We start from the raw sequence: 15382 nt of genomic DNA, 5'->3' as shown, positions 1-15382 counted from the left end.
CATTCTTAATACATGAAGCGATTATGGAATCGCAGGCGATCAAACGCTTGAACAGAGTCCTGGTTAATTCTTGTCCCAATTCTAGCCATTAAGCAATTTGCAGGATGAGAGCTTATTTCAGGATCATCCGTTGCATACCACTCAAGACCTCCTGCATTCATCATTTTCTCCATCACTTTACGATAATCCCAAACTGATAAACCTGTTCCTTTAAGGTCCCAATGCCAATAATACTCGGTAGTTATCACGATGTAATCATTCATTGCATCGTCCATAAATGACGTTTTGAGAAGGCTTTTGCCGACTTTAGCATTACGGTACTTTGGAATAACTTCAATTGCTCCTAATTCAATTAAATCTTCCATATTACCTTCTGACCAACGTTCAAGTGGGTCTGGATATAGAAATGTGACATAGCCTACAATGGTTTCTCTTTCTCTAGCCACAATGATACGGCCTTCAGGCAGACCTGCTATTTCAACCAGTGCTTTATGCTGTTGTTCCGGTGGGCGAAATGCGACAAGGTCCTTATGTAAATGATAGGATGCCAGGCGATCTGGAGTAATTGGTCCTTCAATAATAAGTTTTCCATGCGGGGTATTCTTCTCGATTGCATTATACGTTTTACGATGTTCCATCTAGTCACCACCTTTTAATAATGGTCTCAGTTCTTATTATACATGAAACGTGAGAAATGTAAGGGGTTTCAATGTTATTTTTTGAAGTTTTGTCATTTGTTAAAAAATTAGGAATTTATGTTATACTATCAGTGAAAGACATGAAGGAGAAGGAGGAGATTACTTATGGAATTGAAACCGCTTTCTGCTACATTGGGTAATCATAATTTACAGGATTATGAAGCTACATACGAGAATTTTGATTGGAAAGACGTGGAGAAAACATTTACCTGGAGTGAGACAGGTAATGTCAATATGGCCTACGAAGCAATCGATAGGCACGCTGAGTCCGATCGTAAAAACAAAGTAGCTCTTTATTTTTCTGACCCAACACGAGATGAGAAGTATACGTACAGTGAGATGAAAGCAATGAGTAACAAAGCAGGTAACGTTCTAAAAAAAGTGAATGTCGAAAAAGGAGATAGGGTCTTTATTTTCATGCCAAGATCTCCAGAGCTATACTTCATTCTACTCGGAACGCTTAAGTTAGGTGCGATTGCTGGCCCACTTTTTGAAGCCTTTATGGAAGGTGCAGTAAGGGATCGTCTTGAGGATAGTGAAGCAAAGGTACTTGTTACAACACCTGAGCTACTTGAACGCGTTCCGGTTGATGAGCTTCCTAATCTCGAAAGTGTTGTGCTAGTAGGAGATAACGTTAAAGAAGAAGGTCCTTATATAGACTTTTATAAGCATTTTGAATCAGCAGAAAAGAAGCTTAAAATAGAATGGGTTGACCGTGAAGATGGGATGATTCTGCATTACACATCAGGCTCAACTGGTAAACCGAAAGGCGTACTTCATGTTCATAATGCGATGGTACAACACTATCAAACGGCGAAATGGGTACTTGACTTAAAAGAAGATGATGTCTACTGGTGTACAGCTGATCCAGGTTGGGTAACGGGGACGTCATATGGCATATTTGCTCCATGGCTTGCTGGAACGTCGAACGTCATTCGTGGTGGTCGTTTTAGTCCCGAAGATTGGTACGGTACGATCGAAAAATATGAAGTAACTGTATGGTATAGTGCTCCTACTGCATTTCGTATGCTTATGGGGGCGGGAGATGAGATCGTTAAGAAATTCGAACTTTCATCTTTACGTCATGTACTAAGCGTAGGAGAGCCATTAAATCCTGAGGTTATTAAATGGGGTAACAAAGTTCTTGAACGGAGAATTCATGATAACTGGTGGATGACAGAAACGGGAGCACAGCTAATCAGTAATTATCCATCAATGGAAATAAAGCCAGGATCAATGGGCAAACCAATTCCAGGCGTGCACGCAGCAATCGTAGATGATCAAGGAAATGAACTTCCTGCTAATCGAATGGGGAACCTTGCGATTAAAAAAGGCTGGCCATCAATGATGCGAGCGATTTGGAATCGTCCTGAAAAATATGAAAGCTATTTCTTAAAAGGAGACTGGTACGTATCTGGCGATTCAGCTTATAAAGATGAGGACGGATACTTCTGGTTCCAGGGGCGAGTCGATGATGTTATTATGACTTCGGGTGAAAGAGTTGGTCCATTTGAAGTTGAAAGTAAACTAGTCGAACATAGTGCTGTTGCTGAAGCTGGGGTGATTGGGAAACCGGATCCTGTGCGGGGTGAAATTATTAAAGCCTTTATTTCACTTAGAGATGGTCATGAACCGTCTGATGAACTGATGGAAGAGATAAGAAATTTCGTTAAAAAAGGACTTGCAGCTCATGCAGCACCTCGAGAAATCGAATTTAGAGATAAGCTTCCGAAAACGAGAAGTGGTAAGATCATGCGTCGCGTATTAAAGGCGTGGGAGCTGGATTTACCAACTGGCGATTTGTCTACAATGGAAGATTAGTTAATAGAAAACAGCCTGCAGCATATTGCTGCAGGCTGTTTTTTTACTGGTCGTTATTGCTTGTGTTGCCGCCGGTGCTGTTTGAATTATTTCCGCTTTCAGCACCATTTGTAGGACTACTGTTTCCATTGTTATTTCCATTACCGGAGTTGTTGGAGTTGTTATCATTTGCATTTTCACCGGTGTTGGTATTCCCTTCATTTGAAGATGAATCTTCTGAGTTGCTGGATTCATCACTCTCATTATCGGAGGGAGCATTATTTTCGTTCTCTTCATTATCAGAAGCCTCATCATTTTCTTCATCTGTTGAAGGTTCTGCTTCTTGCTTTTTCTCAGGTTTTGGCTCTGGTTTATCAGACCAATCTCCATTTGTTACTTTAGCCGATGGTCCCGATTCATTCCCAGCTACATCAACTGCTGTTACGTAATAGGCATAAGCACCAGAAGGGATGTTAAATGAGCTACCATCAGATGCTTTTACGCTTCCAAGCTTCGTAAATGAACTACTACCGTTCGAAGCGCGATAAATACGATAACCAACAATATCACTTTCACCTGAAGCCCCCCAATTTAGTGAAGAGCCACTTATTGAAACGCCACCAACTGCGCCTGGTTTTTTCCCATTTTCTGAAGCAGTTTTTCCTTCTGAAACGATATTTAAATCACTAAATCCAGAAGGGAGAAGCTGTGAAATATCAACTCCTGAGAAGTAATCCTCTTTAATCATGACTCCGCTGGATACAAACTCTTCTGGAGTGGAACTAAGTGCTTGATAGGTCTTACCATTCATGATGACATAACGTCCTTGAGTGAGACTGTCATCCACTTCAGTTGGTACATACTTTGCATTGAATAGATCAGTTTTGACAAGTCCGGCTTTCTGACAGAGATCAGAGGCGAGCTTTCCAGATATACCACAGAACGAACGTCGCACAATACCCGTTGGCATTTTGAATGATTCTTCTGGATCCATTATTTCTGGTTTTTTATCATAAGCGGCATTAGCAAATAGTGCCCATAAGTTTTTGTTTCTGTTGGCATATTGACTATCCATGCTAATTTGTTTGTCATATCCAGTCCATACACCTAGTGAAACATTAGGGTTGACTGCTACAAACCATGAATCATAATAATTTTGTCCAGTTCCTGTTTTTCCTGCCCAATCAGAAGCGAATTTTAATTTCCCTGGAATGTCTTGGGCAGTACCCTGGTTAACTACATCACGCATCATATCGATTGATAGATAGGCAGTTTGAGGACTGAAAACATCCACTGGTTCTGGTTTTTGTTCGAAAATGGTGTTTCCATCGCGGTCAACTATTTTATCAATTAAATAAGCATCAACAAACTTTCCTCCATTAGCAAACGTGCCAAATGCGTTGGTATTCTCTTCGACACTTACTCCCCGTTGTAGCGCACCAATTGCCATTGAAGGATTGGTGCGATCATCAAGAGTCATTGTACTAAAGCCCATCTTCACCAAATAGTCGGTTGCGTCCACTGGGTTCATTTTGTTATAAACTCGAACAGCTGGAACGTTATAAGACCTTTCCAACGCTTTACGTGCAGTTACAAGACCATGGTAGTTTGATGAATAGTTACCAGGATTATATCCATCTTGAATTGGTAAGTCTGGCACAATATAGCCAGGCTGAACTTTTCCCATTTCCATTGCCGGGGCATAGTCAAGCAATGGTTTCATTGTAGAACCGTTTGATCGATAAGCGTCTGTAGCATGATTAAGTTCTTCTTGCGCGAAATCCCTTCCCCCAACAAATGAAAGAATTTTTCCAGATTCATTTTCGATGAGGATACTACCTACTTGCATAGGAAATTCTTTATTTTCAAGCTCTCCAGTTTCAGGATTTTGCACGGAGAGAGTTTTAGCACTTTGGAAATAGCTTCCGTTTTCTAGCACTTTATCTCTTGCAGCATTCATAGATTCATAAATATCTTTGTCAATTGTAGTATATATTTTATATCCATTTTTGCGAAGCTCTTTCTCTGCATTACTCATAAATTCAAGGAATACATCTGAATTTTCTTGAACTTCTTCCCATTTCAAATCCATTTTCTTGGCTATTTCCGTTGCAGATCTACCAGTAACGTTAGCATCATAAGTAATTTGATTGTAATAGTCTACACTCTTCGAAAGTTCCTTCCCGTCATATCCTTCTTCATTGGCGATCTGCTCGGCAAGAACTCGCTTCGCACGATCTTCAATCTCAAATGTAAGGTAAGGGTATTTTTCTACTGGCGAAGGCGAAGACTCAGCTAGATTTTTTTCAATATCGTATTCTAGCGCTTTGTTATACTCTTCTTCAGTGATTGTTTCTTCTTCATACATACGATATAGAACAAATTCCATCCGATCGATTCCAGCTGAAAGATCCTTCTTTACCTCACCCGAATTTGTAAAAGGGGTGTATGTATAAGGGTTTTTGGGAATACCTGCAATGAATGCAGCTTGAGGCAAATTTAAATCACTAGCATTTACACCAAATATGCCCTGTGAGGCTGCTTGTACGCCCGCAATATTATTACCGGAAGCATTTCGTCCATAAGGAACGATATTAAGGTATGCTTCTAGAATTTCTTCTTTATTAAAGAAATTTTCGAGTCGAAGAGCGAGTAGCATTTCTTTTGCTTTTCGTTCGAAAGAAACTTCTCTTGTTAGAATCTGGTTCTTAACTAACTGTTGTGTTAATGTACTACCACCGCTTCGATCATCTGAATTGGTGACTTCTTGAAGAACGGCACGTCCAATTGCTTTTGGAACAATACCATCGTGATCGAAGAAATATTCATCTTCTGTGGAAATAACTGCTTTTTGTAGAAGAGGAGAAACGTTTTTTAACTCAACCTCTTTTCGCTCAATATCAGAACGAAAGTTACCAAGAAGAACATCACCTGCAAAATATACCTCACTGGTTTCTTCATAGTTATAAACGTCTCTCTTCATCTCATCGTAAGAGCGAATCGGTTCATCTTTAACAAGTGATGCGAAATATCCTGCACCAACACCACCGGCGAAAATAGTGCCCATTAGACCTAGCACGATAAAAATAAGAAATAAATTCCAAGTCACTTTGTAGGCGATCCTGGACCCGGTTAAGATGTTATATTCTTGTAATCTATCAATGAACGCGTTCCACTTCTGCCTGATAGAAGAAAAAAGCTCTCGCATTCCTATACCCCCTCAAATTAATCCTGTTTATTATAGCATATGTCGTCGAGATTTGTATAAACTGGTAGGGATTTCTATAGGCTTAGAATTGACATGATTTTACCTTTGTGATATTAATTTAATTAGTGTTTTTTAATGAACGACATGCCTTGATTGGACGAAGTAGCATTTTTCTCCCTTTTTCAGAGAGCTGATGTGCGGTGAGAATCAGCATAAAGGAAAATGTGAATTACCTCCATGAGCATCTAATGGGAAAGACAGTGTCTGTGTAGCATTAGACGGTTCAGACCGTTATTCTGACTGAGTGGGAGAAAGGTTACTTTCTTCAACAAGGGTGGTACCGCGATTAAACTCGTCCCTTTTCTGGGGCGGGTTTTTTTTGTTTTTTTTTGCCTATTAAGATTATTTTAGTGGTTTGCCAAAAGATATTATTAACGAAAGGGAGTCGATTACATGCACATATTAGAAGAATTAGAAGCAAGAGGACTTTTAAATCAAGTTACAGATAGAGAGGGCCTTGAAAAGGAACTTTCAGAAAACCGCATTGCTCTTTATTCTGGCTTTGATCCTACAGCTGATAGCCTTCATATTGGGCATCTTTTGCCTGTTCTAGCCCTACGTAGATTTCAGTTAGCTGGCCACACGCCGATTGCGCTTGTTGGTGGAGCTACTGGGCTGATTGGTGACCCTAGTGGCCGTTCAAATGAACGTACGTTGAATTCAGAAGACATCGTAAAAGATTGGACGAATAAGTTACAGGGGCAGCTTGCTCGCTTCTTGGATTTTGGAACAGATGCGAACTCTGCAAAAGCTGTAAACAACTACGACTGGATTGGGGAGCTAAATGTTATTCCATTCCTGCGTGATGTTGGAAAGAACTTTGGTTTGAACTATATGCTTGCGAAAGATTCTGTTACTTCACGTCTTGAAGCGGGAATTTCTTTTACAGAATTTACGTATATGATTCTTCAATCATATGATTTTCTTCAGCTTTACCGGAAAGAAAACTGTCGTCTTCAAATTGGAGGAAGTGACCAATGGGGGAACATCACAGCAGGTCTTGAACTGATTCGTAAAGAAGAAGGCAGCGAAGAGTCTTCAAAAGCCTATGGAGCAACATTCCCACTTGTTACGAAGAGTGATGGTTCTAAGTTCGGTAAATCTGAAGGTGGAGCGATTTGGCTTGATGCCGATAAAACCTCTCCTTACGAATTCTATCAGTTCTGGATTAACACAGATGATCGTGATGTTGTGAAATTCCTTCATTACTTTACCTTCTTAAGTATTGAAGAAATTAAAGAGATTGAATCTAAGCACATCGAGGCGCCTGAAAAAAGAGAAGCTCATCGTACTCTTGCTGAAGAAGTGACAAAGCTTGTTCACGGAGAAGAAAAACTTCAGCAGGCAATCAACATCTCGGAAGCGCTGTTCAGTGGTGACATTAAACAGCTAACAGCTGATGAAATCCGTTTAGGTTTTAAGGATGTTCCTTCTTACCATGTAGAAGATAATGAAAAGGGACTTATCGATCTTCTTGTAGAAGCTGGTATATCTTCATCTAAGCGCCAGGCAAGAGAAGATGTGAAAAATGGAGCGGTGTATATCAACGGTGAACGGTGTCAGGAAATGGATAAAGTTATTTCAGAAAGCGACCAAATCGAAAATCAATACGTGATTATTCGTAGAGGGAAGAAGAAATATTACCTTCTTACTTACTAATCATTTAGCTATTTTAACTAATACTGGTAATTCCCAATAACGAATAGTTATCACAGAGAGTAAATGAGCTAAAAATCACCAGCGGTTATTAACAGCCAATCATAAAGAGGAAGACCCTCCCATTGAAAAAAAGGAGGGTCTTTCTCTTTTTTTTTATGTTTTTTGTGCTAAGTAAATTGGGACATAAAAAAACCCCGGAATAAGTTCCGGGGTTTTTGAAACAGCTTAACGAGAGTAGTACTCAACGATAAGAGCTTCAGTGATTTCAGCAGGAAGTTCAGAACGCTCAGGAAGACGAGAGAACGTACCTTCAAGCTTATCTGCATCGAAAGTAAGGTATTCTGGAACGAAATTGTTTACTTCGATAGCTTCTTTGATGATGTCAAGGTTGTTAGACTTCTCACGAACGCTGATCACTTGACCAGTCGCTACACGGTAAGAAGGAATGTCAACGCGTTTGCCATCAACTGTGATGTGGCCGTGGTTAACTAGCTGACGAGCCTGACGGCGAGTGCGAGCTAGACCTAGACGATAAACAAGGTTATCAAGACGAGCTTCAAGAAGAATCATGAAGTTTTCACCATGAACACCTTTCATTTTGCCAGCATCATCGAAAAGACGACGGAATTGACGCTCAGTCATGCCGTACATGTGACGAAGCTTTTGCTTCTCTTGAAGTTGAAGACCATATTCAGAAAGCTTTCTACGCTGGTTAGGTCCGTGTTGACCTGGAGCGTAAGGACGCTTTTCCAATTCTTTACCTGTTCCACTTAGAGAAATACCAAGACGACGAGAAATTTTCCAACTTGGTCCTGTATAACGAGCCATAATTAGCTCCTCCTTTATACCATTATTATTGGTATAAAATAAAAACAGTGTCGTGATTCCGGTTTGTGCACATTGTGTTTTCACACGCCTTCACCTCGACAGCCGGAGGTTACGCGGCGTACCTATTAAAAGGAACACAATGAAATCACAGCCCGTCACGCTGCTGCCCATTCTTATTTTACACAAATGCTATTGTAACTCTTTCAGCATTAGATGTCAACTTTAGTAGAAATGAGATGAATAGATAGCACGTCGACATCATTTTTTAGGATATGAGAAAGATAAATACCTCTTCACCTTATAATTGAAAACGCTTACAATGGAGGTGTATCTAGTTATTTTATAACAGGGGGTTATTATTTTGACAAGGAAGCATCGCTTTGAGACAAAAACAATTCATGATGGATATGAATCTAAATCGCATCACAACAGCCTGGCATCTCCTATTTATCAAACATCAACTTTTACCTTTGAAACAGCTGAGGCTGGTGAACGAAGGTTTGCAGGTGAGGAGCCTGGCTATATTTATTCAAGACTTGGAAACCCTACTGTTCGAATGTTGGAAGAGCGGATTGCCTCTCTTGAAAATGCTGAGGCAGGCTTAGCGTTTGGTTCAGGAATGGCCGCTGTGTCTGCTGTTCTTTTGAACCTAGTGAAGACAGGCGATCACATTCTTTGTTCAGAAGGGGTCTACGGATGTACTTTCGGATTACTTAAAATGTTAGAAGAGAAATTTTCAGTCGAACATGACTTGCTTCCGCTAGACTCAGTTGAGCAACTACAAAAAGCAATTCGTCCAAATACTAAAGTTATATATATTGAAACTCCGATTAATCCAACATTGAAATTAATTGATCTTGAAATGGTTTCTGCAGTCGCAAAAGAAAAAGGAATTAAGGTTGTGGTGGATAATACATTTTCGACTCCTTATTTACAACGCCCGTTAGAATTTGGCTGTGACATTGTTTTGCATAGTGCAACGAAATATATTAGTGGCCATGGAGACGTGGTAGCTGGTTTAGTTGTGGGTGACCAAGAGACCATCTCTTCAATTGCTAAAAGTACGCAAAAGGATATAGGTGGAATTCTTTCACCATTCGATGCGTGGCTATTGTTAAGAGGCTTAAAGACCCTCCCTATTCGAATGGATCGTCACTCTTCAAATGCTAAACAAATTATGAGGAAATTAGCTGAGCATCCTGCTATAACGAACGTGATGTATCCGGGTTTGGAAGAATCTTCATCGTATGCTATTGCTCAAAAACAAATGAAAAGCTCAGGCGGTTTAATTAGTTTTGAAATTGCGGGGGGGAAGAAAGACTCCCAAGCCTTCATGAATAGACTTAATATGATTAAAATAGCTGTTAGTCTCGGAGATGCCGAAACCCTGATTCAACATCCCGCTACAATGACACATGCGATTGTCCCGGAAGAGGAGAGATTAAGGATGGGAATTAGTGAAACTCTTATTCGCCTTTCTGTTGGTCTTGAAGCATGGGAGGATATTTGGGAAGATATTCTTCAAGCGTTAGAGAACTAAAAAAAGCCATTAGAGAATTTCTCTAATGGTTTTTTAAGTAGTATAGGTTCAAAGCACTTTACTTCAACTCTAAAGAAAATCTTGCAATGCTTTAGTAAATTTCTCTAAATACTCCTGATCCAATTCATCGAAACGGCCAACTTTAGGGCTATCGATATCAAGCACTCCGAGTAGTTTATCTGAAGTGTACATTGGCACTACAATTTCAGATTGTGAAGCAGCGTCACATGCAATATGTCCGGGGAAATCATGAACATTGCCAATTCGCATCGTCTTGCCTTCTTTAAATGCTGTGCCGCAGACTCCTTTACCGTTCTGAATACGAACGCATGCTGGAAGTCCCTGGAAAGGTCCGAGCACAAGTTGATCGGTCTCTTTTTCGTATAAATAGAATCCAACCCAATTGACATCTGTTAGAAACTGATTTAATAAAGCAGAGGCATTTGCAAGATTAGCGAGCTGATTTGTTTCACCATCTAGCAGTGCTCTTAGTTGTTTAATTACCATTTGATAATCTTTTTCTCTTTTGCCTGAATAGGATTCGACTTCAAACATGTCAAAACACCTCTTCCTTACATCGAAATTATGACCATCATATCAAATCTTGCAGATTAATACACATATTTTGTCGTACGATTAATAAAGGATTGCCTATGTTATTACCGAATCAATAATTTAGATCGTATTATTTGGAGGTGGTTCCTAGTGAAACAGGAGCGAGATACAGCATCGAAGCGAAGTGTCATACAGGCCGCCATTCAACTTTTCAATACAAAGGGTTTTAACGGTACTTCAGTGCGAGATATAGCGGGTAAAGCTGATGTGAATGTTGCCCTGATTTCGTATTATTTTAACGGCAAAAAGGGGTTAGCTGAGTTTCTAATGACGTCATTTCTAGAAGGGTATGTAAAGGAACTCGAAAAAGTATATCAGCAGCTTGATGCGCAATCTGCCAGAAGCTGTCTCGCTGAAGCAATTGAAAGGATTATGGAGTATCAGTATCAGAATAGGCAACTCGCAAGGTTTGTACTTCGAGAGGTCACCTTTGATTCAGTGCTTGTTCGGGAAATCATGACCACTTATCTAGCAAAAGAAAAGTACTACTTTAGCAAAATATTTGAGGTGGGGTTTGCAAGGGAGGAATTTCGTCCACAATCCATTGATTATATCATCATGCAAATGAGAGGCATGCTTTCTATGCCGTTTTTGCAACCTCAATATATACTAGAAGTGCATCATATTCAGCCAAATGAACATTACTTTATTGAACGATATACGAAACAATTAAATGAATGGATAGAACGATATATTTGTAAGACTGGAATTTGGGAAGCAAGGCCGTTCGTTATGAACGGCTAAGCATAGTTGGTGATTGTAGAGAGTGTGTAATAAGTCGTTCTGCTCCTTGACCTATCCCTTTTGCGCTATGGGCATCTGAGCCATAGACGAGAGGGATTTCTCGTTTTATTGCTTCACGTATAACCCAGTCAGTTGGATATGGCTCTCCACATAAAGGTTTCACTGTTCCGGCTCCATTATAATCTAATGAAAAGCCCCTTCCTTTAATCGCATCAAGTAATGTAGAGATTTCCGAGAAAAAGGAACTTTTAGACGGGTGTTTTTTCTGGAATTTATTTGCTAAAGTTATATGTCCAATTCGAGTAGGCTTATACTTTCCTAGATCAGCATGTACTGACTTCAATAGCGTTTCGTAATACTTTTGGTGAACCTTATCAACGGAACCCAATGAAGCAATTAGTCGTTCAAAAGCTTCTGGACTGTAGTCAAGGCAAGTATAGTTAGTTCCTTCTTTCAAAAAATGAACAGAAAGAATCGCATCATCTAATTGTGGTCCTACTGTATTAAGAAACTGTTTTGTCTCTTCTTCATAGCCTTCAATAAAATCAACCTCTAGTCCACAGTTAATTTCAATTTTTCCCTTAAACTTATGTTTTAGCTGCTGAATATTTTCAAAGTAGTTTTCTAGTACTTCCCATTTCATTCCGCTATCTTGATTTGGAACAGGGTCCTGGAAATTTTGTGGGAGAGGAGCGTGTTCAGTAAATGTCATGCCTTTGTAACCGAACTGAATAGCAGCTTCTACGTAATCCTCAAATAAATCTGTTGATCCATGTGGACAAAATGGAGAGTGTATGTGTCCATCATATGAAATAATCATCCAAAAGCACCTTCTTTCAATAAATGAAAAAGTTTATAATAAAATCAAGGATTTTAGTTGTCGAATATTGAATTTATTTAGTCAAAGAGGTAATTACATGGTATCATAAAAACATTGATGAAATTCGTACATATTCGTTTATAAAAGATCTATATCTGATGATTTAGACTGCTGTTTTAGCATGTATACATAAATTGATGATGTGGAAGAAGGGGTGCTTCCGTTGGAGTATATTGTCATTGCGATTATTTTACTTGTTGCCGTCATTTTATACGGCACTTTTGCTAGAAGAAAAATATACAATGAAATCGATCGTCTAGAAGAATGGAAGATTGATATATTAAACAGACCTGTGACAGATGAGATTTCGAAGGTGAAAGGTCTAACAATGTCAGGTCAAACGGAAGAAAAATTTGAAAAATGGCGTGAAGAGTGGGATGAGATCGTAGCAGTTAAGCTTCCCAACTTGGAAGAGCAGCTTATGGATACCGAGGAAGCTGCTGAGAGGTATCGCTTTAGAAAAGCGAAAGCAACATTAGTTGAAACACGTGAACGATTAGAACAGATTGAAAAGCGGATTGAACTAATGTTAGAAGATATTAATGAGCTCGTTTCGAGTGAAGAGCAGAATAGAACAGAAATTGTTTCCGTTCAAGAGGTATTCAGGGAAGCCAAACAGCGACTTCTTTCGCAAAATCGTTCACTTGGTAAGGCTTATCCTACACTAGAAGCTGAACTCGAAGAACTTAAACAAAATCTTAAGCGTTATGAACAACTAACCGAAGAAGGTAACTATCTTGAAGCTAGAAGTGTGTTGAAAGAAACCCAAGAGCGGTTAACAGCTGTTCAAGAAAAAATTTCTGTTACACCAGAATTAATAGCGCTTGTGCATACGCAGATACCTTCTCAACTAAAAGAGCTTGAAGATGGAACTTCCGTGATGGAGTCTGAAGGCTATGTACTTGATCATTTGGAAATTCAAGATCATATTGAACACGTCGAATCAGATTTAGTCAGATGGGATTCGGCTATTGAGAAGACGGAAGTCGAAGAGATCAAGATAGAAATTGATACAGTGCGAAGAAATATTGAAGGATTATATGATCAATTGGAATCTGAAGTAGATGCAAGGCATCTTGTTACGGAGAAAGTAGAGGAGCTTGAACATGAGCTGCTTAAAACTAATAATCACTTTCAAGACTTGCAAGAAGAAACGAATGTTGTACAGCTCAGCTACCGTTTAGAGGAACAGGAATTGAAAATGATTAAAGAAATTGAGAAAAAGATTTCTGATATGCATATTCGGTTTAATGCTGTTATTGGAGCAGTTGAAGGCAATAAGCAGGCATTTACCACACTTGCTGAAACGGTACTTTCCTTAAAAGAAGATCTTGCTTCAATTGATCATGAAATGCAAATTCAAAAAGAGAATTTGCATATGTTAAGAAAAGATGAGCTTAAAGCGCTTGAGACGATTAAAGATTTGAAAAGAAGATTAATTGAATCAAGAAGAATGATGAAGTTAAGTAATCTACCAGGCATTCCAGAATCATATTTAGATGGTTATGAACTGGCAGAGGATATCATTGTAGAATTAAGTGATCGTCTTTCAGACGTACCGCTTGATATTTATCAAATTAATGAAGTGCTTTCTGATGCTGAACGTGCGGTTGAACATAGCACTGAAATAACAAAAAAGCTTGTCGAAGACGCCATTCTGACCGAACGCTTGATTCAGTTTGGGAATCGATATCGAGGGAAGCACAGAAGTGTAGATGAACTGCTTCAAAAAGCAGAAGATCACTTCAGACAATATGAGTACGATGAAGCATTATCAACAGCTGAAGTTGCCATTGAAAAGGTTGATCCACAGGTGCTTCAATCGTTGAAAGAAGATGTAAGAGAACCTGTTAAATCATAACTCTCCTCCTTGAGGAGAGTTTTTTTGTTGTAATCAGTATTTTTCTTTTTAAAAAAACGCAGACAATTTGTCTGCGTTAGCAAAATTATGATGTTCTATCTTTCTTAGATATTATCCATCCTACTATTCCACCTATGATAGCGGGTACAATCCATCCTACGCCATCACTATAGAGTGGGAGCTTATGTAGAATGGTAATCCCAGGCATTATAATCCCGGCGCCCTCAAGGGCGTTAGGAACACTTATAAGGATTGTCAAAATGATAGCCCCCCTATAAACGTAGTGATGGATAGAAAATAGGTAGCTCATGAATGTTAAGAAGATCAATACAATTGCTACAGGATAAATCGCAATTAAAACAGGTAATGTAAATGTAATCAATTGAGTCAGTCCAAGGTTTGCCACAAAAGCACTGAAAATTGTAACGATCAGAATGACAAACTTATAAGAAAGCTTTGGATATGTTTTTGAGAAATACTCGCCACATGCCGTTACTAGTCCTACAGATGTTGTTAAACAAGCAAATGTAATCGCGGCTCCAAGAAGAAGTGTGCCAAATGAGCCGAACAGGTAACTCGCAACGCTAGAGAGGATTTCTCCTCCGTTATTAACTGAACCAAGAAGATTAACACTTGTAGCTCCTATATAGGCAAGTGATAAATAAATACCCGTTAACCCTATTGCTGCTAGGATTCCAGCTTTCAATACAGCGATGGAAATGGTTTTTCGATCTGTGATGCCTTTATCCTTGACGGCTTGAATCACCACAATTCCAAATACAAGAGCTGCAATTGCATCCATCGTAAGATAACCTTCAATAAAACCTTTAAAGAAAACGCCGTCCTCATACTTCGCTGAAGGAGCTGAAAGTGGACCTGGAGGATGGATAAAAGCCCCTACGATTAAACTTCCAAGAACTAGAAGTAACAAAGGTGTTAAGACCTTTCCCACTCGATCCACTAATCTTGAGGGATTCAGTGATAACCAAAACGTAATACCGAAGAAAATAATGGTATAGATAAATAATGGCATCCCGGTAACGTTCGTTGATTCATTCAAAAATGGCACGACACCAATTTCAAATGCTACCGTGCCGGTACGTGGGATTCCAAAGAATGGCCCAATCGCAAGATAGAGGATCGCAGTGAATACAAATCCGAAAGTGGGATGAACTTTAGAAGCAATATCTTTTAAGTTTCCCCCCGTTAACCCAATCGCGGTCACGCCTAAAAGAGGAAGTCCAACTCCTGTGATGAGAAAACCAGCTGTTGCTACCCAAATATTACTCCCAGCAGAATGACCGAGCGCGGGTGGGAAAATCATGTTTCCTGCTCCGAGAAAAAGGGCAAAAAGCATTAGTCCTATTGTCAAAATGTCTTTATTTGATATTTTCAACTTCATAAGGGCCTCCTGATTAAACTGTTTAACATGTCCTAATTTTCGGACTTCATATTAACACAATTGATCGACAAATCATAACGAAACCAA

Annotated in this window: 11 protein-coding genes and 1 other annotated feature; of the genes, 5 read left to right on the top strand and 6 right to left on the bottom strand. The window is 39.4% G+C overall.

The window, feature by feature from the left end; all coding sequences use genetic code 11:
- Positions 1-5: 5 nt before the first annotated feature.
- Positions 6-638 carry a GNAT family N-acetyltransferase gene (locus tag Q4550_RS09865; RefSeq protein ID WP_194219253.1) on the bottom strand — a complete coding sequence of 211 codons (633 nt, stop codon included), beginning with the start codon at positions 636-638 and terminating at the stop codon, positions 6-8.
- A gap of 165 nt (positions 639-803) precedes the next feature.
- Between Q4550_RS09865 and acsA the strand changes: the two genes are divergently transcribed.
- Positions 804-2519 (top strand): acetate--CoA ligase, encoded by a 1716-nt coding sequence (gene acsA, locus Q4550_RS09860; RefSeq protein ID WP_283153871.1) that lies wholly within the window; start codon positions 804-806, stop codon positions 2517-2519.
- A gap of 43 nt (positions 2520-2562) precedes the next feature.
- Here acsA and Q4550_RS09855 read toward each other — a convergent pair whose 3' ends face one another.
- The gene (locus tag Q4550_RS09855) at positions 2563-5706 is read right to left on the bottom strand and encodes a transglycosylase domain-containing protein (RefSeq protein ID WP_283153872.1); all 3144 of its coding nucleotides are present in this window, start codon (positions 5704-5706) and stop codon (positions 2563-2565) included.
- A gap of 140 nt (positions 5707-5846) precedes the next feature.
- Positions 5847-6069 (top strand) — a binding site (T-box leader).
- A 90-nt stretch (positions 6070-6159) separates the two neighbouring features.
- Here Q4550_RS09855 and tyrS point away from each other — a divergent pair.
- Positions 6160-7425 carry a tyrosine--tRNA ligase gene (gene tyrS, locus Q4550_RS09850; RefSeq protein WP_283153873.1) on the top strand — a complete coding sequence of 422 codons (1266 nt, stop codon included), beginning with the start codon at positions 6160-6162 and terminating at the stop codon, positions 7423-7425.
- Positions 7426-7650: 225 nt separating this feature from the next.
- Here the strand turns inward: tyrS and rpsD are convergent, their stop codons facing one another.
- Positions 7651-8253: a 30S ribosomal protein S4 gene (gene rpsD, locus Q4550_RS09845; protein ID WP_136948553.1), complete on the bottom strand. Its 603-nt coding sequence runs from the start codon at positions 8251-8253 to the stop codon at positions 7651-7653.
- A 361-nt stretch (positions 8254-8614) separates the two neighbouring features.
- On the opposite strand from rpsD, the gene megL reads away from it, so the two are divergent.
- Positions 8615-9793 carry a methionine gamma-lyase gene (gene megL / locus Q4550_RS09840; protein ID WP_306558420.1) on the top strand — a complete coding sequence of 393 codons (1179 nt, stop codon included), beginning with the start codon at positions 8615-8617 and terminating at the stop codon, positions 9791-9793.
- Between the two features lie 69 nt (positions 9794-9862).
- Here the strand turns inward: megL and Q4550_RS09835 are convergent, their stop codons facing one another.
- The gene (locus Q4550_RS09835) at positions 9863-10348 is read right to left on the bottom strand and encodes a GAF domain-containing protein (protein WP_283153874.1); all 486 of its coding nucleotides are present in this window, start codon (positions 10346-10348) and stop codon (positions 9863-9865) included.
- A gap of 150 nt (positions 10349-10498) precedes the next feature.
- Here Q4550_RS09835 and refZ point away from each other — a divergent pair, with 150 nt between their 5' ends.
- On the top strand, positions 10499-11152 hold the full coding sequence (refZ, locus tag Q4550_RS09830) for a forespore capture DNA-binding protein RefZ (RefSeq protein WP_303532218.1): 654 nt from the start codon (positions 10499-10501) through the stop codon (positions 11150-11152).
- Here the strand turns inward: refZ and hisJ are convergent.
- Positions 11139-11966, bottom strand: a complete 828-nt coding sequence (hisJ, locus tag Q4550_RS09825) for a histidinol-phosphatase HisJ (protein ID WP_283154267.1) — start codon at positions 11964-11966, stop codon at positions 11139-11141. The genes refZ and hisJ overlap by 14 nt on opposite strands.
- Before the next feature lie 229 nt (positions 11967-12195).
- Here hisJ and ezrA point away from each other — a divergent pair, with 229 nt between their 5' ends.
- Positions 12196-13893, top strand: coding sequence for a septation ring formation regulator EzrA (gene ezrA, locus Q4550_RS09820; RefSeq protein ID WP_303532216.1), 1698 nt, complete (start codon positions 12196-12198; stop codon positions 13891-13893).
- Between the two features lie 85 nt (positions 13894-13978).
- On the opposite strand, the gene brnQ is transcribed toward ezrA, so the two are convergent.
- Positions 13979-15295 carry a branched-chain amino acid transport system II carrier protein gene (brnQ, locus tag Q4550_RS09815; RefSeq protein WP_303532213.1) on the bottom strand — a complete coding sequence of 439 codons (1317 nt, stop codon included), beginning with the start codon at positions 15293-15295 and terminating at the stop codon, positions 13979-13981.
- Between the last annotated feature and the right edge of the window lie 87 nt (positions 15296-15382).

Source organism: Anaerobacillus sp. 1_MG-2023, from assembly GCF_030547345.1.
In the GTDB taxonomy this organism is placed as follows: Bacteria; Bacillota; Bacilli; order Bacillales; family Guptibacillaceae; genus Guptibacillus; species Guptibacillus hwajinpoensis_B.
The sequence above is the reverse complement of the archived record's forward strand: the minus strand, read 5'-3'. Positions and strand labels throughout refer to the sequence as shown.